The 25,588-nt window shown below is 56.7% G+C and carries 22 protein-coding genes and 1 pseudogene; 11 read left to right on the plus strand and 12 right to left on the minus strand.

The features are described 5' to 3' along the window. Window positions 1-97 precede the first annotated feature (97 nt). Window positions 98-775, plus strand: a complete 678-nt coding sequence (locus ACN2TU_RS17305) for a uracil-DNA glycosylase family protein (RefSeq protein WP_435157103.1) — start codon at window positions 98-100, stop codon at window positions 773-775. A 265-nt stretch (window positions 776-1,040) separates the two neighbouring features. Here the strand turns inward: ACN2TU_RS17305 and ACN2TU_RS17310 are convergent, their stop codons facing one another. Together ACN2TU_RS17310 and ACN2TU_RS17315 are read right to left on the minus strand one after the other, a co-directional pair. Further along, the gene (locus ACN2TU_RS17310; protein WP_435157105.1) at window positions 1,041-1,232 is read right to left on the minus strand and encodes a DUF7576 family protein; all 192 of its coding nucleotides are present in this window, start codon (window positions 1,230-1,232) and stop codon (window positions 1,041-1,043) included. A gap of 37 nt (window positions 1,233-1,269) precedes the next feature. Next, window positions 1,270-1,644, minus strand: coding sequence for a hypothetical protein (locus tag ACN2TU_RS17315; protein ID WP_435157106.1), 375 nt, complete (start codon window positions 1,642-1,644; stop codon window positions 1,270-1,272). Window positions 1,645-1,934: 290 nt separating this feature from the next. On the opposite strand from ACN2TU_RS17315, the gene ACN2TU_RS17320 reads away from it, so the two are divergent. Continuing rightward, window positions 1,935-2,534 (plus strand): DUF7344 domain-containing protein, encoded by a 600-nt coding sequence (locus ACN2TU_RS17320; RefSeq protein WP_435157107.1) that lies wholly within the window; start codon window positions 1,935-1,937, stop codon window positions 2,532-2,534. Window positions 2,535-2,636: 102 nt separating this feature from the next. Then, a pseudogene (locus ACN2TU_RS17325) lies at window positions 2,637-3,629 on the plus strand (MBL fold metallo-hydrolase). 30 nt (window positions 3,630-3,659) lie between these two features. Here ACN2TU_RS17325 and ACN2TU_RS17330 read toward each other — a convergent pair. The 3 genes from ACN2TU_RS17330 to ACN2TU_RS17340 are packed head-to-tail and all read right to left on the minus strand — an operon-like array spanning window position 3,660 to window position 6,982. After that, a complete protein-coding gene (locus ACN2TU_RS17330) occupies window positions 3,660-4,730 on the minus strand; it encodes a sugar ABC transporter permease (RefSeq protein ID WP_435157108.1) in 1,071 nt (356 codons plus the stop codon). Beyond that, a complete protein-coding gene (locus tag ACN2TU_RS17335) occupies window positions 4,727-5,719 on the minus strand; it encodes a carbohydrate ABC transporter permease (protein ID WP_435157110.1) in 993 nt (330 codons plus the stop codon). Before ACN2TU_RS17335 ends, ACN2TU_RS17330 begins: the two co-directional genes overlap by 4 nt. Before the next feature lie 9 nt (window positions 5,720-5,728). Beyond that, on the minus strand, window positions 5,729-6,982 hold the full coding sequence (locus ACN2TU_RS17340; protein ID WP_435157112.1) for an extracellular solute-binding protein: 1,254 nt from the start codon (window positions 6,980-6,982) through the stop codon (window positions 5,729-5,731). Between the two features lie 191 nt (window positions 6,983-7,173). Here ACN2TU_RS17340 and ACN2TU_RS17345 point away from each other — a divergent pair, with 191 nt between their 5' ends. Further along, window positions 7,174-8,301 carry an ABC transporter ATP-binding protein gene (locus ACN2TU_RS17345; RefSeq protein WP_435157113.1) on the plus strand — a complete coding sequence of 376 codons (1,128 nt, stop codon included), beginning with the start codon at window positions 7,174-7,176 and terminating at the stop codon, window positions 8,299-8,301. Between the two features lie 24 nt (window positions 8,302-8,325). Here the strand turns inward: ACN2TU_RS17345 and ACN2TU_RS17350 are convergent, their stop codons facing one another. After that, entirely contained in the window at window positions 8,326-10,353 is a 2,028-nt protein-coding gene (locus ACN2TU_RS17350) for a DUF7997 domain-containing protein (protein WP_435157114.1), read from the minus strand. A 105-nt stretch (window positions 10,354-10,458) separates the two neighbouring features. Between ACN2TU_RS17350 and ACN2TU_RS17355 the strand changes: the two genes are divergently transcribed. Both ACN2TU_RS17355 and ACN2TU_RS17360 read left to right on the plus strand, forming a co-directional pair. Next, the gene (locus tag ACN2TU_RS17355; RefSeq protein WP_435157116.1) at window positions 10,459-12,516 is read left to right on the plus strand and encodes an alpha-amylase family glycosyl hydrolase; all 2,058 of its coding nucleotides are present in this window, start codon (window positions 10,459-10,461) and stop codon (window positions 12,514-12,516) included. A 35-nt stretch (window positions 12,517-12,551) separates the two neighbouring features. Beyond that, complete coding sequence (locus tag ACN2TU_RS17360) at window positions 12,552-13,610, plus strand: TrmB family transcriptional regulator (RefSeq protein WP_435157118.1); 1,059 nt, start codon at window positions 12,552-12,554, stop codon at window positions 13,608-13,610. 6 nt (window positions 13,611-13,616) lie between these two features. On the opposite strand, the gene ACN2TU_RS17365 is transcribed toward ACN2TU_RS17360, so the two are convergent. Beyond that, window positions 13,617-13,982: a DUF4112 domain-containing protein gene (locus ACN2TU_RS17365; protein WP_435157120.1), complete on the minus strand. Its 366-nt coding sequence runs from the start codon at window positions 13,980-13,982 to the stop codon at window positions 13,617-13,619. Window positions 13,983-14,125: 143 nt separating this feature from the next. On the opposite strand from ACN2TU_RS17365, the gene ACN2TU_RS17370 reads away from it, so the two are divergent. After that, on the plus strand, window positions 14,126-14,824 hold the full coding sequence (locus ACN2TU_RS17370; protein WP_435157121.1) for a ferredoxin--NADP reductase: 699 nt from the start codon (window positions 14,126-14,128) through the stop codon (window positions 14,822-14,824). 187 nt (window positions 14,825-15,011) lie between these two features. Here ACN2TU_RS17370 and ACN2TU_RS17375 read toward each other — a convergent pair whose 3' ends face one another. After that, window positions 15,012-15,413, minus strand: a complete 402-nt coding sequence (locus ACN2TU_RS17375) for a VOC family protein (protein ID WP_435157123.1) — start codon at window positions 15,411-15,413, stop codon at window positions 15,012-15,014. A gap of 113 nt (window positions 15,414-15,526) precedes the next feature. On the opposite strand from ACN2TU_RS17375, the gene ACN2TU_RS17380 reads away from it, so the two are divergent. From ACN2TU_RS17380 to ACN2TU_RS17395, 4 genes are all read left to right on the plus strand, one after another. Then, complete coding sequence (locus ACN2TU_RS17380; protein ID WP_435157125.1) at window positions 15,527-16,252, plus strand: ThuA domain-containing protein; 726 nt, start codon at window positions 15,527-15,529, stop codon at window positions 16,250-16,252. Window positions 16,253-16,391: 139 nt separating this feature from the next. Then, entirely contained in the window at window positions 16,392-16,718 is a 327-nt protein-coding gene (locus tag ACN2TU_RS17385; protein ID WP_435157127.1) for a hypothetical protein, read from the plus strand. Between the two features lie 271 nt (window positions 16,719-16,989). Beyond that, the gene (locus ACN2TU_RS17390) at window positions 16,990-17,799 is read left to right on the plus strand and encodes a DUF8054 domain-containing protein (protein ID WP_435157129.1); all 810 of its coding nucleotides are present in this window, start codon (window positions 16,990-16,992) and stop codon (window positions 17,797-17,799) included. 1,888 nt (window positions 17,800-19,687) lie between these two features. After that, a complete protein-coding gene (locus ACN2TU_RS17395) occupies window positions 19,688-20,929 on the plus strand; it encodes an orc1/cdc6 family replication initiation protein (protein WP_435157130.1) in 1,242 nt (413 codons plus the stop codon). Between the two features lie 660 nt (window positions 20,930-21,589). On the opposite strand, the gene ACN2TU_RS17400 is transcribed toward ACN2TU_RS17395, so the two are convergent. The 4 genes from ACN2TU_RS17400 to ACN2TU_RS17415 form a co-directional block, all read right to left on the minus strand. Continuing rightward, the gene (locus tag ACN2TU_RS17400) at window positions 21,590-22,582 is read right to left on the minus strand and encodes a S1C family serine protease (RefSeq protein ID WP_435157132.1); all 993 of its coding nucleotides are present in this window, start codon (window positions 22,580-22,582) and stop codon (window positions 21,590-21,592) included. A 195-nt stretch (window positions 22,583-22,777) separates the two neighbouring features. After that, complete coding sequence (gene fdhF / locus ACN2TU_RS17405; protein ID WP_435157134.1) at window positions 22,778-24,838, minus strand: formate dehydrogenase subunit alpha; 2,061 nt, start codon at window positions 24,836-24,838, stop codon at window positions 22,778-22,780. A 74-nt stretch (window positions 24,839-24,912) separates the two neighbouring features. After that, on the minus strand, window positions 24,913-25,218 hold the full coding sequence (locus ACN2TU_RS17410) for a DUF8036 family membrane protein (protein ID WP_435157135.1): 306 nt from the start codon (window positions 25,216-25,218) through the stop codon (window positions 24,913-24,915). Window positions 25,219-25,279: 61 nt separating this feature from the next. Then, the gene (locus tag ACN2TU_RS17415; protein ID WP_435157137.1) at window positions 25,280-25,555 is read right to left on the minus strand and encodes a winged helix-turn-helix domain-containing protein; all 276 of its coding nucleotides are present in this window, start codon (window positions 25,553-25,555) and stop codon (window positions 25,280-25,282) included. Window positions 25,556-25,588: the final 33 nt, after the last annotated feature.

A 25,588-nucleotide genomic window follows, 5' to 3' on the forward strand; every position in this document is an offset into this window, starting at 1 on the left:
CGACACGAACCGAGACACGAGTCGATGTTACCGTGAGACGAACCGTGGACGACGAAAAACCGCACCGTCTTTAACCGCAACAGTCCTACGAAATTCCGTGCAGAACGTCACGGACAGAATCAGCAACCCGTTCGGAATGCGCCCGCCCTGCCAGTACGAATGTGTCCCCGGCGGTTCCCCCGCGGTGTTCGGATACGGCGACGCCAACGCGGACTTTCACGTCATCGGCGACTATCCGGGAGCACACGGCGGATGTGAGACGGGCATCCCGTTTACGGGAAGTGAGGCCGGCGAGAAACTTCAATCGGTGCTGAACGACGTTGGCTTGCTCGAAGACGCCTACAGCGACGAACCGGGCATCAGAAACCTGTTCATGAGCTACCTCCACATGTGCTGTCTGCCGGGTGAGCGGGCACCGACCCCGGCGGAGTACGCCGATATGGAGCGCTTTTTCGACGCCGAACTCAGAGCTATCGCGGCACACATCCTGCTTCCCGTCGGCGAGAAGCCCACCGAACACGTTTTTTGGGAATTTACCGCACAGGCCAGAAAGCACGGGTTCGATGGCGGAACACCCGACATGGCCGCGCTCCACGCGGAGGAAGTCAAGGGTCGAGGCTTCCTCGTCGTCCCAGTACGTGACCCGCGCGAATGGGGGCCACGCGATGGCGAGCGACTCGCAGCGCGCCTGAACTCGATTCTCACCTCGGACTACCAACAGACCGTAGATTTAGGTCGGTTCCTGCCGGACGACGACCCTTACGAGGTTCGGTAACGATCGATATTACGGCCGACACGGTTCCGACGACGAGTTCGACCGCGAGCAGTGCGACCGGGAGGATGAGCAAGGCGACGAGGAGTCCGATAACAGCACCCACAGCGAACCCGGCGCGTTTCACTCCCGATTCGGGGAGTCGAATGTTCATGCGAAATCGACGCGCTCGAAGGAGGTAAAGCCCCGAGAGCGTTCGCACTGGTTTCGGAGATTACCCGGACGATGAATCGAGCGCGTCGAGTCGCGAGGCACCGTTCCACAGAAGTCAGTGCAAAAACGGCCCCGTCCATTCGTCCATGCAGTCGTCGCTACAGAAATGAAGCGTCACGCGTTCGATGTCGTTGGCGGTCGCGCCGTATTTGACGATGACGGTCGGATGATGGTCTGCGATATCGACGAGTGTGCCACAGTTGGCGCAGGGTGGAAACTCCTCGTCGGAGTGGCCAGTGGTGGGCATGGTGGAAGCACACTCCCGTCGTCAGTAAATGTACTGCCTACTCCGGAAGTTCTCGGCTGTTAGCTCGGAGCTCCGAAGGACTGGATTCGACGTTGACGGTGTTTTCGACGACCACGCGCACGTCCTGTGCGAGAACCGAGAGCGCCATAGCGCGAATGTACACTTCGTAATCGGCGTGGGTGTCGCTCGTATCCTCGGCGACGACATCGTTCACGACATCGATTTCCGGTTCCCGTTCAGACACTTCACAGATACGAAGCGAGACATCACGGTTCCAGAAGTCGAAAACACACCCACCGAGCGATCGATACAGGGCGGAGCGCATGCTCATTCCGGAACCCATTCCCTCGTGTACCTCAGCCGCGAGTTGCCGGACGGCGTGCCGGTAAGCGTCCCTGTCAAAGCTCGGCATACTATGAGAAATGTATCATTGCTGATTACAAGAATCCCGATGTCTCTCCCGACCGAAATATAGGGTTCTCGTGTCGATAGTACCGCACAGCCACTGATAAAGTAGACCTTTATCAGAAACGACGACCCAACACCTTTTTAAAATAACGCCGAGATATTGAACTACATGGCACGCGAGCAACGAAACGACCGATTACCGGGACAATTGAGAAACCCGGGACGAACTAAGGAAGACAATCCCGGCTTGAATGGCACGAACAGAAGGGAAAGTATCACATACCGGGACAAACGATGAGCGTGAGTAGTGACTCACCGCCAGTAGACGAATTCGAGGCCGCCACGGAAGACCAACGTAAACCACTGGCACGCGATAAAATTTTCCACATCCTTCAGACGCAACGTCGTCGGGATGCGCTCCGGTACCTGAAAAATACCGACGGCCCTATCGAGATGCGCGACCTCGCCGAGCAGGTGGCCGCCTGGGAGAACGATACGACGATACAGGCGCTTTCGTCCAACGAACGCCAGCGTGTGTACATTGCACTCTATCAATCACATCTCCCGAAACTCGACAACGAGGGAATCATCGAGTACAACAAAAGTCGCGGAATCGTCGAGCGGGGCCCACTCGCCGACCAGTTCGATCCCTACCTCGACGTTCCCGGCGACGAGAACGAAGCCGAGAACTCCATAGTAGACGCTCCGACAGACACCGAAATCCCATGGATCAGTTACTACCGACGCCTTACTCTCGTCGGCGGTGCACTGGTCACGGCAGCGTGGGTCGGTGTTCCACCGCTTTCGTTCGTTCCGGATTTCGTCTGGGGAGTCCTCCTTGTTTCGGCATTCGCGGCACTCTCGCTGGCACAAATTTTCACGGCCGACACGTAGCGCCGCGCCCTTTATTATCCCCACATCTTAATGGGGAATATCCTCTACAAACATATGGAATAAATAAACAAATAGCATTACATCTCAAAAATAGCTGGAGTTGTGAATAGGATTCGACTCGGAAACACCGAATTTGAGCGGGACAACGCGGTCTACGTGCTTGGCACTGGGCCGGCGAACCAGTGACGCTCATCGATACGAGCGTCCGAATGCCCAATACGCTCGAATCGCTCCGGTCGGGACTGGCGGACATGGGGGTAGCGCTTGCCGACGTGGAGCGAATTCTCGTTACTCACTGGCACCCCGACCATGCCGGATTAGCTGGAACGGTGCAGGAAGCGAATGATGCAACGGTTTACGTCCACAAAGGAGATGCCTCACTCGTCGCCCAGCGCGACACGGCGTGGGACGAGTTCGAAGCGCGCCAACGGACGCTGCTCAGCGAGTGGGGACTTCCAATCCCGGTTCAAAAAGCGGTGTTGGCGACGGCAAAGAAGGCAGGATAACTCGATGGCCCGACGCCGACGGTCGAGTCGATTTCGGCGGGCGACCGCCTCGATTGTGGGATATCGCTCGAAGCAGTTCACCTTCCCGGACACACAGCGGGTCTCGTCGGATTCGCCTTCGACGGCGAGTCGGGACGTGAACTCTTCTGCAGCGACGCCCTGCTCGCCGACATCACGCCGAACATCGGCGGTGCCGACGTTCGAATCGAAAAACCCGCTTTCGGCGTATCTCGACACGTTGACCCACATCATCGAAGCGAACTACGACCGCGCGTGGCCCGGTCACGGCGACGTGATAGAAACCCCCGCCGAGCGCGCGATGGAAATCCGACATCACCATCGAGACCGTACAGAACAAGTGCTCGACGTGTTAGCCGACTACGGTTCCGTCAATGCGTGGACGATGGCTGGCCATCTGTTCGGTCAACTCGACGGCATCCACGTCCTCCACGGCCCCGGCGAATCCTACGCCCATCTCGAACATCTCGCAAAAGCGGGTGCTGTCGGTCGGGTCGAGAACGAGTACGAACTGGTTGAGCGCCCGGATTTGAATGCACTGTTCTGCGAGCGCGCGACGGTGAGTCCGTGAAAAATCAACCGACGACCCAAGTTCGGGTCGTCAGCCTTCCATTCCGCCGAACGATAGCCCGCTCTCGATGTAGCGCTGGACGAACAGATACACCAGCATGACGGGCGTCGCGAAGGTCAGCGCGAAGGCCGAGAAGCGCGCCCACGGCGTCGAATACTTCCCGACGAGGCTGTACAGTCCCACCGGAAGCGTGTACTTGTCCGCGCTGAGCAGGAGTTGTGCGACGATGAACTCCGTCCAACCGGCGAGAAAGCTGAACACCAGTACGGTCGCCAACCCAGCCTTCGACAGCGGAAGGATGATTTCCCAGACGATACGCCAGGAGGACGCACCGTCCATCATCGCCGCCTCCTCGTAGGAGGTCGGAATGTTGTCCATATAGGTCTTCAGTAGCCACGTGTTGAACGGCACCGCCGTCGCCGCATAGTACGCCGATAGCGCGAGTTTGCTGTTGTCCAGTCCGACCTGGACGAACGTGGCATAAAGCGCGATGAGCGCGGCAACGCCCAGTCCGCTCCCGACCTGCGTGAACAGGACGTAGCCGTACAGGATTTTCGACCGGAAGATGAACTTCCGACGCGACAGTGCGTACGCCGCCGGGACGACGATACACATCGTCAAGATTACTGTCGGAATGGCGACCGTGAGGCTGTTCCAGAGGAATCGGGGGAAATTCGAACAGCCGCCGTATTTGGCACAGTCCACGGTGGTCGAGATGCCCGGCGTGTTCAGCGCGATTTCGTAGCCAAGCAAACTGATACCGACTTCGAGACTCGGTATCTCCATCCCCCCGAGAACCCAGAGGTAGGCGTCCGGGGACGGGTTCTTCGGCCAGAGTCGAATCCCGCTGGACGAATACAACGAACCGCCGCTGCCCGAGAGCGAGGCGAGGAAAATCCAGTAAATTGGGAACAGTAGTGCTCCGATCATCACCAACGCCAGCGACGTAGCGAGGATTTTCGCGGCGACTCGGCGCGGCGGAACGTCGCCGTTTTTCAGGCCGACAACGGTGTACCGAACCGTCTCTCCCGCACGAATCGGGGCATCGAGAACGTGTTTGATGTCCTCGGCCAGTTTGCCCGAAATTCCGTCGGCGCTCATTCGTTCACCCCATCCGCGAGGCGGCCACGCTTCACGTTCAAGAACATGAATGCGGCGATGACGACGAGCGACAGCGACATGATGGCGGCACCCATGCCGTACTTGTCGAAGCGGAACGCTTCACGGTAGCCGTAGACGATGAGCAGTTCGTTCTGGCGGAGCGGTCCGCCCTTGTTCATCACAAACGGGATGAGGAACTGTTGGAACGATGCCGCCGCCGTCAAGATGGACGCGAAGAGTACGGGACGCTTGATAGATGGCAGTGTTACGTGCAGAAACCGGTTGAAGAATCCCGCGCCGTCAACCATCGCCGCGTCGTGGAGTTCCTCGGGCACATCCTGAAGCGCACTCACGATGATGATGACCATGAACGGATAGGCCAGCCACATCTCCGTGATATTGTAGGCGAGAAAGGCCGTCCAGCGTTGGTCGAGCCAGAGCACTGGTTGAAGCTGCAACAGCGTGAGCAGTTGATTCGCCAATCCGTACTGAGCGTTGCTGAAGATGCCCCGCCAGACAGTGATGGTGAAGATGGACGGCAGACCCATCGGGATGATGATGAACGAGCGCATGTATCGCCGACCGACCACGTGTTCGTTGGTCAGCACGAGCGCGATGGCGATGCTCAGCCCGATTTTGAGCATCACGCTCGTAACCACGAACAGCCACGAGATTCCCATCGAGTTCCAGAAACTCGCGTTTATCGGCAGTGTCGTGCGATATCCGAACAGGTCGAGCGTAAAGTGTGGCGTGCCGAACAGCACCTGTGCGTAGTTTTCGAATCCGATGAACGAGTACGACCCGTTGAACAGCGTCAGGTTCGTCGCGTCGGTAAACGAGAGGAATACCGAGTACGCGATGGGATAGAACATGAACGCCGAGAACAGAAACAGCCCCGGCAGTACGAGGAGCAGGGGAAGGTCGTCCCGGTCGAACACCGGATTTTCTAGCGCTTGCGCGCCGCGTGAAACCGTCGAGCGAATACTCATTGGGTAGTGTTACTGCCAGTTACTTTTGATCGTCTTCTCGGCCTGTTTGAACGCCGGTTTGGCGTCTTGGTCACCTTTGACGACCTTCTTGAAGGCACTTTTCAACGGATCCCAGACGCTGCTCATGTGTTTGTGCGTCGGAATCGGTTCGCCCATCTTGACGGATTTGGAGTACGCCTTGGTCGCGGCGGGTAGTTCGTCACTTCCTGCGAGGTCTTTGTGAACCGGGATGAAGCCGTGTTCTTCTGCGAGCGTCGAAAGGATATCCGTGTTCGTCGTGTGCCACTCGGCGAACTTCCGGCCGGCCGTGGCGTTCTTGCCACCCTGGTTCATCTTCTTGGAGAAGTACCAAATCTTGACCGTCGTGTACGGTTTCGGCGTTCCGCCCTTCGGTTTCGGAAGCGGCGCGACGCCGACATCAACGCCTGAGTCTCGGACGCTGCCGAGGAACCACGGCCCGTTGATGGCAAATGGTGCGTTGCCCTCGTTGAACACCGCGGCTTGTGGGTCGTATGCGTGGTCTTTCGGGATGTATTTCGCCAGTTCGTCGCGGACGAACCGGAACCCTTTGAGCGTCTTCTCGTTCGTCAGGCCGAGTTTGTCGTTTCCTTCATCGTAGTAGAACCCGCCGAAGGCCTGTGCGTAGCCGCTGATGAAGTATGGGTCGATGGGGAACGAGAGGCCGTATTTGCCGTTCGATGGGTCGTGATGTTCGTCCATGATGGACTGCATCTCTTCGACCATCTCAGGTGGTTTGTCCACCAACTCCTTGTTGTAAACCAGGCCGACCGTCTCCGCGGCCCATGGAAGGCCGAGAACTTCACCGTTGAATTGCACTGCCTCCGCCGCAGCTTTCGTGAACGTCGAGTCGATATCGACGCTCAGGTTCTCCTTCTGGTCGGAAAGGAGTCCTGCGGGCTGATATTCTCCGATCCAGTCGTGTGCCCACTGGAACAGGTGTGGACCTTTGCCCGCTGGTATCGCGTTTTCCAGTTTCTTCTCCAGTTCCGAAATCTCGGAGAGTTTCACCGAATGGTTCGTCTCGCTGCCAAACGTCTCGACGTTTGTCACCAGATTCTTTTTCGGTCCTTTCGAGCGGCCGTGCCAGAGTTGTGCAGTTCCGGCGGCAGTTTTGCCATCACCGGAACCGTCGTCTGACGTGTTCTTGTCCGAGCTATCGTCACTTACGCTGATACAGCCAGCCAATGTTGCACCAGCCAAAGCACCGCCAGTTTGAATGATTCGTCGCCGTGGATACGACATGAGGTTATCTGTTATGAAATATGACTTCACGTATTTAACCGTTAGGGATTTTCGTGTCCTTTTGGCTGTGACAAATTCACAATGATCTCCCCTCGTTCGATTTTCGAATTTTAAAAGTAGTATGAAAAATCGCATCACAAATTTAGTACGATGGGAAAGAACTTTATCGTGGTACGACACCACACGAAGTAATGGCAAGCCTTCGACTGGAGAACCTCCGAAAGGAGTTCGACCGTGGTCAAATCGTCGCGGTCGACGACCTGAACCTCGATATCGCCGACGGCGAGTTCGTTACGCTCGTCGGCCCGTCGGGATGCGGAAAGACGACCACCCTACGCATGATTGCTGGACTCGAACGCGCCACATCCGGCGGCATCCATATCGGCGACGATGACGTGACCGACGTTCACGCCAAAGACCGCGACGTGGCAATGGTGTTCCAGAACTACGCGCTCTACCCGCACAAAACCGTCGAGGAGAATATGTCGTTCGGGTTGCAAATGAGTACCAACCTCTCGAAGGATGAGCGCCACGGGCGCGTTTACGAAGCCGCGGAGATGATGGGAATCGAGGATCTGCTCGACGACAAACCCGACGAACTCTCCGGTGGGCAAAAACAGCGTGTCGCCCTCGGCCGCGCAATCGTCCGCGAACCGGACATTTTCCTGTTCGACGAACCGCTCTCGAACCTCGATGCGAAACTCCGAACCACGATGCGCACCGAAATCCAGCGCATCCAGCAGGAACTCGGGATTACCGCGGTGTACGTCACGCACGACCAGGAGGAGGCGATGACGATGGGCGACCGCATCGTCATCCTCCGGGACGGTGAACTCCAGCAGATGGGTGCACCGACCACAGTCTACGAAAACCCCACAAACAGTTTCGTCGGCGGGTTCGTCGGATCGCCCAGCATGAACTTCATCGACGTTCGCGCGACGAACGACTCGGGTGAAATCGTCCTCACTAACGCCGACGGCGACTTCTCATGTCGCCTTTCGTCCGCTTTCACCGGGCGAATCGAAACCGTGAACGGCGAGTTCACAGTTGGCGTCCGTCCGGAAGACGTGTTCCCCGCGACTGGCGACGAGCGAAACGTCCTCGAAACGACGGTCGAAGTCGTGGAACCCATCGGAAGCGACAACTATCTCTATCTCGACCTCGCCGATGATTTTATCGCCCGCGTCGATTCCGACGTGGAACCCTCCCCCGGCGACACGATTCAGGTCACGTTCGCGGAGGACGACGTTCACGTCTTCGACAGCGAAACCGGGAAGATTATCGGCGAAAAATCGGAAACCGCGACGGCGTCAGTGTAACAGTTTCTTCGGTCGAACGCCGTTTCAGTCCAGGCTCGTTTGCACTTCTTCTGGTTCCAACACGCCTTGTTTGTCCAGCGACGCAACCGTCGCCAGACGAATTGCATGCGGCCACCCGAGCGGTGTCGCGCTATCCGCGTCACCCACGTCGAAGAACTGTTCGGGCAGATAGCCGGAGTCGGTGCAGAGCGGGCCATCGGGGAGGAGGAGCAAAAGAAGTTCGCGCGAGCGTCGCGCGAACTCGTCGGCGCGCGACGACTCGCGCGCCGACAGCAGGGTTGCAAGTTCGGACGCGGCATGTGCGCCCCACGCGGTCGAAACCGTCCAGATTTTCGGCTCGCGCTGGTCGCGTTTACGCCAATCGTCCTCGTCGAATCGCGCGAGGCCGCGGATGTCGCTTTCCTCGGGGTCGCGCCAGAGCCCATCCAGAACTGCCTCGGTGTGCGACACGAGGCGGTCGACCTGTTCGGAATCGAGGTCGGCAACTTCGGCGTATGCGTGATGGGCACCGGCGAGCGCGAGGGAACTCGAATCGAGGCGAGCGTCGAGTTCGTCGTCCTCGTCCAGTCGAAGAGCGTAGAAGTCGCCCGTCCAAAGGTTTTCGAGTCCGGAGAGCACTGTCTCGGCCTGTGATTTCGCGTGCTCTCTCAGTTCCGCGTCGATCGGCGCACTCGTGAGCGCTGCGTATGCTTCGAGGTACGTCGCGGCGGTGTGAGCGAACCGTCCGGTCATGTTCTCCCATGCGTTCTGGCAGTGAACCGGGAGACCATCCGATTCCAAGGTGTCGTCCAGTCCGTCGAGTGCGACGGAGAGCGCTTCCCGAACCATTGATTCGAGTTCCGAATCCACGTCGCCGTCGCGGAGATATCTCGTCAGAAACGCGATGACGCTTCCCGTCTGGTCGGCCTGATAATCCGCACCTTCGCCAGCTTCGATGCGGGCGTTGGCCCAACCGGGAGCGAGAGTGCCATCGCGAGGCCAGACGCGGTGGGGCCACGTTCCGTCCTCACACTGCGTTTCGCAGTAGAACCGGGCACTTCGCGCGTGCCAGTCCGCGAGCGAAAGGTCGAAATGATCGTCGGAAGCGAGCAGGAAGCGCGAGATTTCAGCGTCGTCGCGGAACCACGTGTAGCCGTATCCGCCGGAGTAAGCGTAGAACGGGTCGAAATCGGGACCGGCGATTCGTGCTCCGGTTTCCGCTGAGAGGAGCGAGAGGACGCGCAGGTCGGCGGTGACCGCTTTCGCTTCCGGCGTATCGGGACGGTTTACGGTTTGTTCGGTAGCAGCGGTTCGGATTTCGTCGGTCGAATCGTATGTTTCGAGAAGTTCGCGAATTCGGACGAGGGCATCCTCGCGCGGCGTTTCGTCGTGGTCTGCGAGGAACGAAACGAGCGTGACGGTTCCGTCCAACGCGGCCGGAACGACGAGTTCGCCGCTGAGCCTGCTCTCTTCGTACCGTCCGGCCTCGTTGGTCTGTGGAACCGTCGTCGGTTCGTCGGAGACGAGGGAGGCGAAATCCGTCGGCACCTGTCCGTGGATTTCTTCCGGTTCGGGGGCGATTGCGAGGTAGTCGTGTTCGTCGGCATGGAACATCTCGATTACGTCGCCGTGTCGAAGCTGTCCGATTCGGTCGTCACGGCCATCGGGTGCAAAACCGAGATAGGCGACGAGTTCGGCCGAAAAGTCGTCCTCGGTAGTGAAATGGGTGATATGAGCGTCCGAAAGCGTCACGTCGTACTGTGTCACCGACCAGTCGTCGGCCTCGTGTTCGGTGACGATGAGCGCGGAATCCCCGTCGTATCGCTGTGTCGAGTCGGCACCGTCGAACCAGATCGTCTCGCCATCGCGTCGAATCCCGAATCGAGAGCGGTCAATTCCGTACCGGCCGGAAAGCGGATTGGAGTAGTCGCGAAGCGACCCGTCCGGGGCGACGTGTACGAGTCTGGCGTCAAGGCCGGAGAACCGGCCCGCAGGCGTCCGGCGCTCACCTGGGAAGCGTGTCGCGCTCCCGCGATGGCGTTTGAAGTCCGAAAGTGTATCGCGGAGTGTCATCGGGTTGGAAGACGGGGAGCCACGATAAAAAGGCTTGGTGAAATAGTCGTTCACAAATTAACGAAAATCCAAACGTTGTTACCCCCTGCCTGTGGTGTGGTGAGTATGCACGAATCGGCCCCACCGCGATTCACGACCGTCGGCGAGGCGGTCGAACTCGCACCGCGCGACCCCATCCCGGATGGGGAATACGAATGGCTTCTCGAATCTCACCCGGACGGGAGTTTGGCGACAGTCGGCGATTCTCCGGTTGTCCACTTCGAACCCGACGAACCCGGCGTCTACCACCTTCGACTTGCGAAAGCGGACGGAGAACAGCGCCGATTCGTTCGTGCGTTCCCTGACGAACGACGGACTGCGCGCTTCGAGCTTCCGGTCAGCGACCTCTCGATTCCGCAGGAGGAACTCGAATCTATCTGTATCGCAGGACCGTTCAACGAACACATTACCGGTGCAGACCGGCCGACCTACGAGGATGGAACCTACGTCTTCGAAACTCGACTCCCACCGGGCGATCATCCGTACGGATTCCTGATGAACGACGACCTTATGGAGCAAGTGCAGGGAACGTTGACGGTTCCGGGGCCGGGTCGCCCGCGAGTTCACCTCGATGGAATGTTGACGGACGACGAAGTCGTGATTTCGGCGGCGGTGAGTTCGGCGCCGAACAGTGAGTTCGAGGACGACGAACTCGACGTAGAGTTTTACGTGGAGATGGACGATCGAGACAGAGTCAAGGTCGTCCGTAACCAACGACGCCTTCGAATTCCTCGAAAAAAACTCGGGAACGACATTCGTGTTCACGCGGTCGCAGTCGGCGAACGCCACAGCGTCGCCGACTGCGTAGAAATCGACGAGCGAAACGGGAAAGAGAAAGTTCGGAGGCACAACGACGCGCCGGAGTGGGCCGAATCGCCCACCGTCTACGAGATATTCGTCCGGTCGTTCGCGGGCGAAACGGTCGATTCGACGTTCGAGGAGTTGGAACGGCGGGTTCCCTACCTCGAATCGCTGAACGTGGACTGTGTCTGGTTGACGCCGATTTTGGAAAGTCCGACCGATCACGGCTATCACACGACGAACTACTTCGAAACCGCGAGCGACCTCGGCACGCGCGAAGAGTTCGCGTCCTTCGTCGCACGCTGTCATGAGGCCGATATTCGGGTTATCTTCGACCTCGTCATCAACCACTCCTCGCGCGACCACCCAGCGTTCCAGATGAGTGCGGCAGGCGTGCCGGAGTATCGGGACTGGTACGTCTGGGAAACAAACGAGAAGACGGGGAAAACGGAAGCCCAGCGCTACTTCAACTGGGAGCAGATTCCGAACTTCAATTTCGACTCCCTCGCGGTGCGGCGGTTCCTTCTCGACGTAGTCGAGGAGTGGGCCGGGATGGTCGATGGCTTCCGATGCGATGTAGCGTGGGGCGTCCCCCACGAGTTCTGGAAGGAAGTCGCAAGTCGGGTACCGGACGATTTCCTTCTGCTCGACGAGACGATTCCACGCGACCCCGACTACCACGAAGGCGAGTTCACGATACACTACGACACGACGTTGTACGGAACGCTTCGCGAAATCGGACAGGGCGAAATGCCCGCCACGGCACTCTTCGACGCGCTGGAGGACGGAAACCGCGTGGGTTTCCCCGACAGCGCAGTACATCTCCGCTACGTCGAAAATCACGATGAGTCACGTTATCTGGATGACTGTGGATTGGACGCACTGAAAGCCGCAACCGCCGCGACGTTCACGCTTCCGGGTGCACCGATGATTTACTACGGCCAAGAACGCGGCATGACCGAATATCGCGGGACGATGCGGTGGGAACACGGCGACGACGAATTGACCGCGTTCCACCGCCAACTGAGTCGATTGCGTGACGAGCTTCCCGTCCTTCGAACGGGGTCAGTCGAGAAAATCCAGTGGGAATGCGACGACGGAAATGAAAACGAATGCGACGACGGCGTCGTCGGGTTCTCGCGCAAGTCGTCCGACTCGCGCGTCGTCGTCGTCTTGAATTTCGGCGAATCAGCACGGGAGGTGACCCTCGACACGGAGATCGAGGACACCGACCTCGTGACAGGCGGCCGGATTCCGACCGTTGGGGATGGTGAGACGAAACTCGTGGTCGAAAGCGTCGTCGTCGCCCACGTCACCGAGTAACGTTTATACTTTCGTGGTGAACGACCGGACAACGAATGGACGACCGTACGCTCTCCGACCTGCTCCGGCAGTTCGGTCTTTCGGAGAAGGAAGTCGATACGTATCTCGCGATTTTGGAACAGGGCGAGGCGAAAGCCAGCACCATCGCGGACGATGCTGGCGTCTCGAAACGCTACGTCTACAGCACGAGCGAGAAGTTGGCAGACCGCGGCTTTGTCGAAGTCAACGACCACGTCGTCCCGACGATGATTCGCGCGAACCCGCCGGAACAGGTCATCGGGACGCTCGCGGATAGGGTCGAAACCATGCGTCCCGCATTGGACGACCGCTACTCCGCGACGACCAGCGACCCCGACCAGTTCGAGGTCATCAAATCCCGCGTCACCGTCATCAAGCGAATCGAGAATCGACTGGCGGACGCGAACGAAGAGATCACGCTCTCGATTCCTTACGAACACCTTCCCGAGGTGGCAAACGAACTCGGAGCAGCGGTCGAACGGGGCGTTCTCGTCCTGCTCGTCGTCAGTGGCATCCACCCGAACGACATCGATGAATCGGAGTTCGACGGCCTCGCAAGCGCCGCGCGTACGTGGCGCGAACCGATGCCGACGACGCTCACGGTCGATCAACGATTCGGCCTCGTCGCGCCGACCGAGATGATCGTCCGCTCGAACAGCAACAAGCAGGCGATTACGTTCGCACAAGAACAACTCGTTCCCGTTCTCGTCGGGTCGTTTCTCGGCAACTACTGGCCGATGGCGAACGAAGTGTACGCGACCGCTCCCGCGGAGTTGCCCCAAACCTTTCACGACTTCCGCAACGCGGTGTTGCAAGCCACGCTCCATCGCCGAGCAGGCCACCCGATTCGCGCCCGGGTTCGTGCCCGGCCGGTCGGTGGGGAAAACGGGCCGGTGACCGTCGAAGGAAGAGTCGTCGACATTCGGCAAGGACTCGTCGAACCGGCGTCGAACGCCTTCCCCGTCGAAACCGCACTCGTGCTCGAAACTGCGGACGGAAACGTGAGCATCGGCGGTTCCGGGTCGTTTATCGAGGATTTCGAAGCCGACGACGTGACGCTCGAACTGGAAGATTAACCGTCTTTAGACGTGTTTTTCGAGCAGTTTACGGTTTCGCTCGTTCGCCTTCCATCCGGCGTCGAACAGCGACCCGAGAATCGGCACGGAACCACCGAAGGTGTCGATGAGGACGTTCACGAGCATCCGAGCAAGGGTTTGCCGAGGAACCCCCATAAGAACACCTTCGAAGACTATGTAAAGCGAAATCACCGCGGACGCCACGTCGCCGCCGACCGGCAGCAGACCCAGAATCGGGTCGAGGCCGAATCGGAAGTTCGTACCGGGGACGCAAATCGCCTCATCCAGCAGATTGCTCACTGTTCGTACTCGCTGGATGGAACTACGTTTGTTCTGGGGCACGTCGTCAGGGATGGTCGCATACTCTACCATGATAATAGCTTAGGCATTTGAGTCGGTTATGCACTCTGCTTGCCTATTCGGCTACTATTCACGGCCGGAGACGGTCGTATCGCTCACGTTCAGCGAACCAGTTGGCCGATTCGTTTAGGGACGTCACCGATGAGGACGAAACTATGCGCGAAGTCGAGATTACGTCGATTCACCGGATGACGCCACAGGTAAAGCAGTTCGTACTCGTCGCCGACCACGAGTTCGATTTCCAACCCGGCCAGCACACACACCTCCACTTCGAACAGGATGGGGATGAGGTGGTTCGGCCCTATACCGCGACGACGCGACCCGGAACGAATAGCATCGTGTTGGCGATAAAGCGGTACGACGACGGTACCGCGTCGGTGTACATGCACGACCGGGAACCGGGGGATACCATCGAAATCGAGGATTTGGACGGGAACCTCTATCTCCGAAACACCGACTCGGACGTAGCGTTCGTCTCGACAGGCACCGGAATCACGCCGATGATAGCGATGGTGAAACAGTACCTTCGCGAGGGAGAGGGGAAGGTAACCTTCCTCTACGGCGAGAAATCACAGGAAAACATCATGTTCCGCGAAACGCTCGACCAGTTCGAATCGGCACACGAGAACCTGACCGTGGCCTATTCCCTTTCCGAAGAGGAGTGGGCGGGAAGGACGGGACACGTCCAAGAACACATCGAGGAAGTCGTTTCATCCACGATGGAAACCGATTTCTACGTCTGTGGCGTGCCGGGAATGGTCGTGGAGACGAAGGAGAAGCTCGCGAGCATCGGCGTTCCAGAGGAGCAGGTGTACAGCGAGGGTTGGGAGGACGACGAGGTATCGGAGGAGTAGCTTCGGGAGAATTGCTTTTAGCTTCGTCTCACGAATTCCTGCCTTTCAAACTGCTCTTGGGAGGTTCTCAGGCAGATATGTACGAAGGGATTTGGCGACAGGCGTACACTCGGGTTGCTCCGTAAAGAACAGACGGGCGAAAAGATTCGCTCTCATAGGTTTATGCGTTGCCTGGCGCACATCCTGTTCAGAACTCCCAGTAGGGGTTCCACGCAACTTCCCAGAGATGGCCATCCGGATCGGCGAAATAACCGGAGTAGCCACCCCAATTGGTTTCCTGCGCCGTTTTTACAAGTTCGCCGCCCGCCGAAACCGCTTCGCCGAGCACGTCGTCGACCACTTCTTTCGAATCGACGTTGTGCGCGAGCGTGATTCCGTCGAACTCGCCGACCCCGGACGAGACGGTCGCGTCTTCGGCAAGCAGTTCACGAGGGTAGAGTGCCAGTTTCATGCCGGACATTTCGAAAAAGGCGATGAATTCGTCTTCGTCTCGCTCATCCATCGGAAGCGAGAGGCCGTCCCGATAGAACTGAATGGAGTCAGTGAGGTCGGCGACGCCGAGCGTGACGATGCTAATTCGAGGTTCCATATGGCAACTTCGGGGGCAGGTCGAATAAACAGCAGTGGTGAGATGGAACTGGGAAACGCGACCGCTGACGCGGTTCCGAAACAATGAATCGACTCTCGGGAGAGGTATGTCGCATGAGCCAGATACGGGTCACGGTGTGGAACGAGTTTCGGCACGAGCGAGAAGGAGGAGAGGCAGAAGAGTGTTACCCAGAGGGCATCCACACGGTGCTTGCAGAATTGTTCGAATCGGAAGGATTCGACGTGGAAACGGCCACGCTGGACGAACCCGAACACGGACTGAGCGAGGACGTAATCGAAGAAACGGATGTGCTTACGTGGTGGGGACACGCTGCCCACGACGAAGTCGCGGACGAGGTCGTAGAGCGAGTGCGTCAGCACGTCCTCGACGGAATGGGTCTCATCGTGCTCCACTCCGGACATTTCTCGAAAATCTTCAAACGCCTCATGGGAACGACCTGCGACCTCAAATGGCGAAACGAGGGCGAGCGGGAACGACTCTGGACGGTGGAACCGAGCCATCCGATTGCGAAGGGAGTTGACGAGCAAATCGTCGTGCCGACAGCGGAAATGTACGGCGAGCGATTCGACGTACCCGCACCCGACGAACTCGTCTTTATGAGTTGGTTCGAGGGTGGTGAGGTGTTCCGAAGCGGCTGTTGCTACCGCCGTGGTTCGGGCCGGGTTTTCTACTTCCAGCCAGGCCACGAAACGTATCCTATCTATCAACAACCTGAAATACGGCAGGTTTTGGGGAACGCCGTCGAATGGGCGGTTTCCGACGACAATCAGCGGACGGAGTACGGTGAGGTTGCGATACCACCCGAGGAGTGCGAATGAAAAGATTTGAATACTGATGCGATATTTATATGAAAGGCAATAAATCGCCGCGAAAATTGAACTCGGGTGACACTATCGGGTGAAGGGAGGACGTAGGACAAAGTTATTTATTGGTCACATACAAGACCAGTAGTGTAGAATGGAACGTCGCCCTGTTCGGGTGCTCCACGTCCAGGACAACGAGTTCTTCGGAAAGGTCGCGTCTGATGTCCTTCACGAGGAACTTGACTATGTGGAAGTTCACACTGAAAACGCCCCACGCGACGCCCTCGCCCGTCTGAAAGAGGAGCAATCCGTTCTTATCGAAGGACGGGAGACCGCGCTCCAACATGGAAGTGGTCTTGGGCTGTGGCTGACGAATTGGGTCGTTGGAAAGTTCGGTGGCGAACTTACGTTTGGCACCAATCAGCCACGAGGAAGCGTTGTGACGATTCGACTTCAACAGGCGGAACCACCTAGTAGTTGATTATTGGCAGATATTATTGGTAGGAAATTACTAGTAGAAATGATAGTCAGCAATAATTAATAAATATAATTAGTAGAGAATAGTTAGCGGAAAGCTGAATTTTCGAAGACTAATCTGGAACACGTGTTGGGCGTATAGAGTGTGTTGGGCGTATTGGGCGTTTTTGATGCGTCCGTATGGAACTTTAATACGATCGTGTAGATCTTTTTAACTGCCATCAACCGATTTCAACAATAAGTATATAATGATGAAGCAAAATGTTAGGAATGAGATGAGTACGGAACGAACGGGATTCATTGACCGCTTCAAACAGCCGGAATACATCGGAGAAAATCGGTGTATACCCTGTACGATTGTAAACGTCACAATTGCCATCGTCGTAAGTACGGCCTTGACATTTGCGGCGATACCACTCGGTATTGCGTTCTTCGCGTTTAGTATGTCGGCGATCTACCTCCGTGGGTATCTCGTTCCCGGAACGCCGACGCTCACGAAGACGTACTTCCCCGATTGGTCACTCCGGGTGTTCGATAAGAGCGAAATGTCAACGCCAACGCGGACACCCAAAGAATCGGATCGCGACCCCGAAGCGGTGCTTACCGAAGCAAACGTTATCGAACCCTGTGAGGAAATCGACGACCTTTGTCTCGACGATGGTTTCCGAGGGGCCTGGCACGATAGCATGGAACGTGTCCTGGAAGACGGTGCTGAAAAGAACGATTTGAGCCGCATTCTCGATGCCGACGAGGACGAATTGGAGTTCGAAGAACACGAGAGCGCCTTCCTCGCTCGAATCGACGGTCGCCGACTCGGTCAGTGGGAGTCTCACGCCGCACTGGTCGCCGACCTCGCCGCAGCACGCGAACTTAGCGACCGCTACGACCAGTGGGATGAACTCTCCGTGGACAATCAAAGCCGTATTCTGAGTGGCCTCCGTATCTTCCTTGAAACGTGCCCGGAATGTGGCGGTACTATTACCGCAGAACAGGAAACGGTCGAATCGTGCTGTCGCTCGATGGAAGTCGTCGCCGCAACCTGTGAAGGGTGTGACGCCCGTATTCTGGAAGTCGAGCAGAACTAGTTCGCGAAACGATTCACTAAGCTACTCAACTAATAGCCAAGGCTTCAGACAGTAGCTGAAGCACGGACAGTAGACGAAGTGGGATTGGACAGCGGTGCCATCGTTCGTACAGCAACGGTTTAACCGAACGACCACGCGATAACTGGACGACTACGCAATAGCTGGTGAAACTACGCTATAGCCGGACAACCACGCTATAGGTGTACGATGACACTATCCTTGAATAACAACACTGTCTCACCGAAAACGACAGTGTCCTCGTTCTATCCGGACAGTACGTTTCATCCGGACACTAACACCGTTGTTTCCGCTGTTCGCAGGTTATGGAGGTTCGCTCAACGAGATTCGAGAACCATTCGAAATCGGGTCGTGCGACCAATATATTATCAGAAATCGTCGGTCAACGTGAATAGACAGCTTTTCAGGGATAATTTTCGTACACCAGTGTTTCCGCTGTTTTCCGTCTCAGTCGAGATAGAGCGATTCGCAACATTTCGGGGCACAAGCACCCAGAGAGAGGACTACTAAAACGGAAGATGGATTCCATACTGATCGAAACGCGTCTGGCGAGAGTCGAATCCAGCGGCAAATCTCATCAGTTTGTTCTTTCTCGTACCACCTGATTCAAGCCACCAAATGAGTATATCAGGGTAGCCAAAGCCGCTACTAACGTTCTCGGGAAGGAATCATTTGCCATCCACGTATCAAGATGTTTCGAACGGCACCACCCCACGATTTCCGCTGTCCCCACGAGTGGAGTTGTTTCGTATCAACTCCATGGTTTCCGCTGTCGCACAAAAGAAGATGGGATACTACCCAAATAACACCCACCCCGTAATTTCCGTTGTTTAGGTGGCCTGAGACGGTGGTCGAACCGCCAGGTAGCACTGAATCGACGTTGCTGAATCGCACGCCCGAAACAGTGTGAGAGTCAAAGAGAATGCACGTAGAAAAGTATGAGAGGCGAAGAGCGTCAGGGTCAAAATATCTTGGATGGACTGGTATGACCGTCGGCTCGCCTATCGAAATGAGAGTGAGTGTAATTCCTCGGAACGGTTGGTGTGAATACCGCGATCGACATGATTGGTGTATGAGTGTGATTGGTGTATGAGTTGGAGTGACACGGACACCCACCCCATCATTTCCGCTGTTTTGGCTGGAAGGAGGGTGGCGGGTTGATGATACCGAGGACGATGGTGATGAACAACAGCGTATAGCGGTAGAGAAACGGATGACGACATCAAAATAACAAACTCTTATCTAGTTCCACTAAGTTCAATCCACGCCTTCTTTACCCAATGCGGGTATTGTTTAACTTTATTACTTATAAATCTATCGCTTTATTATAGGTCTTTCATAACCCACCCCACCCTTCCCCCAACTAAACACAGGAAATAGTGGGGTGGGTGTGTCTTTATAAACAGTAACGTGTTATCCCACCAATCTTGATCCTCGACCGGGCAAAATAAGCCAATAGTAACGGCTCTAACCCGTCTTTTTACTATTTTCATTTCATCGTTAACCCCCACTGTTTCCGTTGCTCTTTCATTCCTCTATCAAGAGTGACGGTGTTTGCAAGACGACGGAAACGGAGGAATAGTATACAAACGACAAAGATGAAGAAATAGTGCAGGTAGAAAAGGGTGGAAAAACAGACTCCGTTCGCGGACTGCGTAAGACAGACTACGTGACAGACTGTGCGGGATGAGGTGAGACAAATTATGTGAGATGATCTCATGATATAGCTCACTGATTCTAAGCGGTGAAAACGAACGTTGACATCGGAAACGACGCTCCCCGTCGAATTGGTACGATACTTATAGACGGAGGGACAGAAGAAACAGCGGACGCCTCAGTTTTATATACTCTTCCGTGAAACCGTACGATAATGTCATCGTTCAGCTTCGACCGGGATAACTCTCTCTACAAGAACCGGGACGCACTATTGGAGGAGTACACGCCCAACAATCTCGTTGGACGGGACGACGAACTCGAAGAGTATCACGCTGCTCTCCAACCCATCATCAACGGTGAAGCCCCGTCGAACATCTTTCTCTACGGAAAGAGCGGCGTCGGAAAGACCGCCGCAACGCGATTCCTGCTCAACCAACTTCAAGAAGACGCCGCGCGATACGACGACATCTCGCTTTCGGTCATCGAAATCAACTGTGATGGTCTCAATTCGAGTTACCAGGTCGCGGTTCGGCTCGTCAATACGCTGCGCGACCCTGCGGATCAGATCAGTAATACCGGCTACCCCCAAGCGCAGGTTTACAGCTTTCTCTGGGATGAACTCGACAAACTCGGCGGAACCATCATCATCGTGCTGGACGAGGTCGATCACATCAACGACAACTCCATTCTCTACCAGATTCCACGCGCCCGAAGCAACGGCTACCTGGAACACGCCAAAATCGGTCTCATCGGCATCAGCAACGACCTTTCGTTTCGCGACTCCCTCTCGGCAAAAGTTCGCTCATCGCTCTGTGAAAAGGAAGTTTCGTTCCCGCCGTACAACGCGAGCGAACTCCAGAAAGTGCTCCATCAGCGCGACCAAGTCGCGTTTCACGATAGCGCCCTCGCGGACGACGTGATTCCGCTCTGTGCGGCCTACGGTGCGCAGGACGCTGGTGACGCTCGACAAGCGCTCGATTTGCTCCTCGAAGCAGGTGACCTCGCCCGGAAAGACGCCGCAGAACAGGTCGTCGACCAACACGTACAGGAAGCACGACGTAAACTCGAACGAGACCGAATCATGGAGGGTGTTGCCGACCTTACCCAGCACGCTCGTCTCATCCTGTACGCACTCACGTCGCTCGAAGCGGAAGGAAACACGCCCGCTCGGTCGCGGGATATCCGTCCTCGCTACGAACAGTTGTGCAATCACATCGGAACCGAGGCACTCACCAGCCGACGGATGCGCGACCACCTTGCCGATCTCGCCATGCTCGGGGTCATTTCCTCGACGGAGAAAAACGAGGGTATGTCCGGCGGCAAGTACCGTGAACACGCACTCAAACAGGACTTGCAACTCGTTGTCAGCGCGCTCAAAGAAACCATCGACCTCGCTGGCGTTCACGAAAGCATTCGACCGTATTATCAGTCGCTTCTTGACGACCGAGACACCTGATCGTTACCCAATCCCCTCCCGTTCTCCAAAAATAGCAACCGAAATCACCACGAACGACTGGTAAGCACCAACATTTCCGCTGTTCTCTCACACGTCTTCTCACTCTCTTATTCTCTTCTACCTTTTTCTTTTCTACCCTTTTCCCAACTTCTCTATTCTGCTTTTCTCTCCCCATTCATCTTGCTATGTTTGGGGCCCCACTTTACCTCTCATTTCCGCTCATCTCCCGTCTTGAACTCTCTATTCACAGGTATCTCCACTCTACCCCACTATTTCCGTTGTTTCTACGATTCACATCGTTCGAATTAACACCAGAATTTCCGTTGTTTTCTCGACGCCGTCTGCCGATTTGGGACTCCGATCATCATCCGTTGATGTAATTCTCGATGAAAAACCCGATCTGAACAGTCCCGGAACTGGCGTAACACCGCTATTTCCGCTGAAATCCTACTGCCATCATAACAACACCCTACATTCCACTGATATTCCGCCGTAATTCTGCCATTTCCCACTGATAACAATATACCGCGCTATTTCCCTTCCTCTTCCGAACATGACCATCCGCAGCTATCCGCGGATAGATGCTCCGCGGAGGCGGCGATTAATACACGAATTCCGGCATTTCACGGTCGACTCCCAGCATTTCACAGCCAACTCCCATCATTCCACCGTTATACTCACATCACCGTGACCGGTGGTTCTGGGGCGTTCACCGAGTGTTACGATTTCGGTTACTGGCTGTCGTCTCCGAATCAGTTCAACCTCGACTTGCTCCCCAGGATGGGTTTCGGTGATGAGGTATCGCATTAACTCCTCGTGGGAACGGATGGGTTGACCATCGACACCGACGATAACGTCGCCACCAACTGGGATTTCACGCCCGCGAAGGGTTCGAACGGCTTCGCATCCGAGGAGTGCACCGCTCGCAGGCCCGAGTCGGACATCCACGACGAGGATTCCGTCGGTTTCTCCGAGTTCGTTAGCCTCGGCGACGACCGGTGAAACGTCTATCGTCGAGATTTTGAGAAACGGATGGCGATACTGCCCTTCGGCGACGAGATCGGGAACGACCCGTGAAACGATAGCGGCCGAGATAGCGAATCCGATACCATCCCCCTGTCGCGCTCGATTGACTCCGACGACTTCGCCGTCGAGCGTCAGTAGCGGACCGCCGCTGTTACCGGGGTTGATGGCGGCGTCGGTCTGCACTGTGTCGGGAATGACGAATCCGTTTCCGGTGGGAAGCGAGCGATTTGTTCCGCTAACGATGCCTGCCGTGATGGTTCCATCCAGGCCCATCGGATTGCCGAGTGCGGCGACCTGTTGGCCCGGTTTTGGTTCGCCCGTCGTAACTGGAAGTGGTTTTGCATACTCCGGCAGGTCAGCCACCTGTACGACCGCGAGGTCGGTATTGCTGTCCCGCCCGACGATGTGTCCAGTTCGCCAGTCGCCGTTGCTAAATCTGAGTTCCACTTCGTCGGCACTCCCCACGACGTGCTGGTTCGTGACGATATTCCCCTCGCCGTCGTAGACGAACCCCGATCCAGTTCCAGTTCTCGCACCTTTCGCCACGTTCTGCGGTGTGACGTAAATCGAGACCACCGACGGTATCGTATCCCTGTACAGCTGTTCGTATGTTTTCTGCTCGTTCATACTCCAGTCCGACGACGAAACCGAGTCCCGCCTGCCGGATTCACCCAAGGTTAGGGTCGAACACGTTTAAGCATGTCACTCATTCACATTCCACATCCATTCGTATCATACCCACTCACTCGTTGCATATCCACCCATTGTATATCCACCCACCCACCCACTGTCCATTCCTTCACTCACTGCACATTCACTCCCTCATTCCGTGTTCTCCACTCGAACCCTGACGTGCTTGTAGGTCGGAATCTTCGACGTCGGATCGAGTTCATCGCCGGTCAGGCGGTTGACCAACCGTTCGGCGAAGTGGAACGTGAGAAACACCACTCCAGGCCGAATCGACGGCGTTACCGCCGATTTGGCCTCTATTCGTCCGTTGTTGCTCGTCACGACGACTTTATCTCCGTCCTCGACACCCCGTTCCGTCGCATCGTCCGGATGGATTTGCAGGGCGTCAGTGCTTCGGAGATGCGTTAGCACATCCGACCGGCGAGTGACGACGCCGCTGTTGAAATGCTCGATAACGCGTCCAGTTGTCAACACCAACGAGTCGCTGTCGTTGTTGCTATGCTCTGCTGTTGGATCGATGTGTTCGACTGAAACGAGCGGAGCGCGCCGCTCGCCGTTCGAAAATCGGTTTCGGTGAAGGACGCCGACGCCTTCGGTTTCGCCTTTCGGGAGCGGCCATCGCTGGCTTCCGTCTCCGATTCCCGAATAACTCATTCCCGAATACTGCGGCGTCACTTGCGTTAATTCCGAAAAAACCGCCTCCGGACCGTCATACTCGAAGGACGTGTCCGACAATCGAACATCCGAATCGATATCTAACAACCGGCGACCTATCTCACAGAGAATTTCGAGGTCAGTGCGCGCGTTTCCGGGCGGGTCACTGCTCGGACGCATTTGTTGAACCTGTCGGTCGGTGTTCGTGACGGTTCCGGCCTTCTCAGCCCATGAACTGGCCGGCAATATCACGTCCGCGTGTGCCGTGGTTTCGGTCGGGAAAATTTCTTGCACGACGAGACAGTCGAGCGAATCAAGTTCCCGCACAGTGCGGTTCACGTTCGGTTCCGTCGCCCCGATATTTTCGCCGAATACGAACGCACCGCGAATCCCGTCACCGAACTCGTGCGTCATCTCGACTTCCGTGAGTCCCGGTATTGCTGGCGGTTCGACGCCCCAAACGTCTGCAATCGCTTTTCGGGCGTCGGAATCTGTCACCGGTCGATACCCCGGTAGTACGTCCGGCAAGGCACCCACGTCGCTCGCGCCCTGCACGTTGTTCTTTCCACGGAGTGGGTTGACGCCAGTACCGCACCTGCCGACGTTTCCCGTCACGAGCGCGATGTTGAGAAGTGTGTGAACGTTGGCCGTTCCGTATCGGTGTTGACTCATTCCCATGCCGGTAAACGCCGCCGCACGGGTGGCGTTCGCGTAGATTCGCGCAACTTCTCGGAGATCGTCCGGCGCTATTCCAGCGGTTTCTGCGCATTCATCCACATCGACGCCGGAGATGAACTTCCGAAACGCCGAAACGTTGGAAACGCGCTCTCGCAGAAATTCATCGTCTTCCAACCCCTCTTCGAAAATCACGGCGCACATCCCGTTCAGAAGCGGGATGTCGTAGCCCGGTTTGACGGGAAGGTGGAAGTCCGCAATCTCTGTCGTCCGGTTTTCCCGCGGGTCGATGTGAATTAGAGTCGTTCCGTCATTCACCGCCGGTGCGAGATACGAACTGAAAATAATCGGGTGTTGTTCCGCCGGATTTGCACCCCAGACGAGAAAACAGTCCGCGTCGCCGAGATCGTCCAGCGTGTTCGTCATCGCGCCCGCACCGAACCGCGACTGCATCGCTGCAACCGTCGAGGAGTGACAAAGTCGGGCGCAGTTATCGACGTTGTTCGTTCCAAGCATGCGAGCCAACTTCTGAAAAACGTAGTTTTCCTCGTTCGTACAGCCCGAGGAAGCGAAAAATCCCAGCGCATCCGATCCGTGTTCGTCGACAATACGACCGAACTCCTGTTCGATTCGGAGGAATGCTTCGTCCCACGAGACGGGGACGAGGTCGCCACCGATCCGAATCTGTGGCTCCGTCAGTCGGTCGGCGTGATTCAGCACGTCGTAGGCCGCCACTCCTTTCGGGCAGAGTTCCCCGCGTCTATTCACCGACGCTTTCCATCCGTGTCCCTTTCCGGAGTCCCCCCGAAGAACACCACAGCCGACGCCACAGAACGGACAGATACTCTTTGTGTTTTCTCCCATACACCCCTTGTGCAACCGGTGGTTGCTAAGATGTACCGGGCTATTCCGCTCGTCTGACGGGCGAGGATTTTCCCTCAGTCCCACGTCACCCACGCGAGAAACCCGATTGCCAGGGTTTCCAGCACGTGGAGAAGCAACATCGCTTTCCAAGCGATATCCGGTACTTTCGTACTGAACCACGCCGACAGCGTCGGGTCGATCAGGTAGTAGTACAGCGCGAATCCGTTCTCGAAGAACAGCAACGTTGCGAACACGAGCATTCCGAGGGTGTGTTTCGACCGAAGTTGCACGTAGTTCCGGATCCAAACGCTCCCGAGAAGCGCGAGGAGAACCATATTGAGACCCGTAGCGATGCGGGCCGTGTCGATCCAGATACTCATCGATTCGTTCCCCCGTGGAGGCTATCGGGAGCGCTTTGCTCGTGTGTAGGTTCTGTCATGGTCAGTCGAGTTCGGTCATGATATCTTCGATGATGCCCCAGTGGTCGTGGGCCATATCGGTCAGCAAGTACACCGCGCCGTAATCGTTGCCGCTTGCTTTCACGACGTTGTTGTCGGTGAGCACGTCGAGATGGTGGCGTATGGTGTCGTAGTTGAGGTCTACCTCCTCTGCAAGCTGGTTGGCGTTACGGGGACGGTCATCGAGCGCGCGAAGCATTCGCACGCGATTGACGCCGCCTCGCGTCCCGGCCAGCACGTACCAGAGGACTGCCTCCATTGGCCAGTACCATTCGAATCGAGCTACCTAAGC

It is taken from the genome of Haladaptatus marinus, from assembly GCF_051194195.1.

What these genes read in the sequence shown, in the direction of transcription:
- ACN2TU_RS17410 (WP_435157135.1), bottom strand. Translation starts at nt 25,218, where the DNA reads ATGAGTATCTGGATCGACACGGCCCGCATCGCTACGGGTCTCAATATG.
- ACN2TU_RS17390 (WP_435157129.1), top strand. Translation starts at nt 16,990, where the DNA reads ATGAGTACGGAACGAACGGGATTCATTGACCGCTTCAAACAGCCGGAA.
- ACN2TU_RS17380 (WP_435157125.1), top strand. Translation starts at nt 15,527, where the DNA reads ATGAGCCAGATACGGGTCACGGTGTGGAACGAGTTTCGGCACGAGCGA.
- ACN2TU_RS17360 (WP_435157118.1), top strand. Translation starts at nt 12,552, where the DNA reads ATGGACGACCGTACGCTCTCCGACCTGCTCCGGCAGTTCGGTCTTTCG.
- ACN2TU_RS17385 (WP_435157127.1), top strand. Translation starts at nt 16,392, where the DNA reads ATGGAACGTCGCCCTGTTCGGGTGCTCCACGTCCAGGACAACGAGTTC.
- ACN2TU_RS17315 (WP_435157106.1), bottom strand. Translation starts at nt 1,644, where the DNA reads ATGCCGAGCTTTGACAGGGACGCTTACCGGCACGCCGTCCGGCAACTC.
- ACN2TU_RS17415 (WP_435157137.1), bottom strand. Translation starts at nt 25,555, where the DNA reads ATGGAGGCAGTCCTCTGGTACGTGCTGGCCGGGACGCGAGGCGGCGTC.
- ACN2TU_RS17365 (WP_435157120.1), bottom strand. Translation starts at nt 13,982, where the DNA reads ATGGTAGAGTATGCGACCATCCCTGACGACGTGCCCCAGAACAAACGT.
- ACN2TU_RS17400 (WP_435157132.1), bottom strand. Translation starts at nt 22,582, where the DNA reads ATGAACGAGCAGAAAACATACGAACAGCTGTACAGGGATACGATACCG.
- ACN2TU_RS17330 (WP_435157108.1), bottom strand. Translation starts at nt 4,730, where the DNA reads ATGAGCGCCGACGGAATTTCGGGCAAACTGGCCGAGGACATCAAACAC.
- ACN2TU_RS17355 (WP_435157116.1), top strand. Translation starts at nt 10,459, where the DNA reads ATGCACGAATCGGCCCCACCGCGATTCACGACCGTCGGCGAGGCGGTC.
- ACN2TU_RS17375 (WP_435157123.1), bottom strand. Translation starts at nt 15,413, where the DNA reads ATGGAACCTCGAATTAGCATCGTCACGCTCGGCGTCGCCGACCTCACT.
- fdhF (WP_435157134.1), bottom strand. Translation starts at nt 24,838, where the DNA reads ATGGGAGAAAACACAAAGAGTATCTGTCCGTTCTGTGGCGTCGGCTGT.
- ACN2TU_RS17340 (WP_435157112.1), bottom strand. Translation starts at nt 6,982, where the DNA reads ATGTCGTATCCACGGCGACGAATCATTCAAACTGGCGGTGCTTTGGCT.
- ACN2TU_RS17320 (WP_435157107.1), top strand. Translation starts at nt 1,935, where the DNA reads ATGAGCGTGAGTAGTGACTCACCGCCAGTAGACGAATTCGAGGCCGCC.
- ACN2TU_RS17335 (WP_435157110.1), bottom strand. Translation starts at nt 5,719, where the DNA reads ATGAGTATTCGCTCGACGGTTTCACGCGGCGCGCAAGCGCTAGAAAAT.
- ACN2TU_RS17345 (WP_435157113.1), top strand. Translation starts at nt 7,174, where the DNA reads ATGGCAAGCCTTCGACTGGAGAACCTCCGAAAGGAGTTCGACCGTGGT.
- ACN2TU_RS17370 (WP_435157121.1), top strand. Translation starts at nt 14,126, where the DNA reads ATGCGCGAAGTCGAGATTACGTCGATTCACCGGATGACGCCACAGGTA.
- ACN2TU_RS17395 (WP_435157130.1), top strand. Translation starts at nt 19,688, where the DNA reads ATGTCATCGTTCAGCTTCGACCGGGATAACTCTCTCTACAAGAACCGG.
- ACN2TU_RS17310 (WP_435157105.1), bottom strand. Translation starts at nt 1,232, where the DNA reads ATGCCCACCACTGGCCACTCCGACGAGGAGTTTCCACCCTGCGCCAAC.
- ACN2TU_RS17350 (WP_435157114.1), bottom strand. Translation starts at nt 10,353, where the DNA reads ATGACACTCCGCGATACACTTTCGGACTTCAAACGCCATCGCGGGAGC.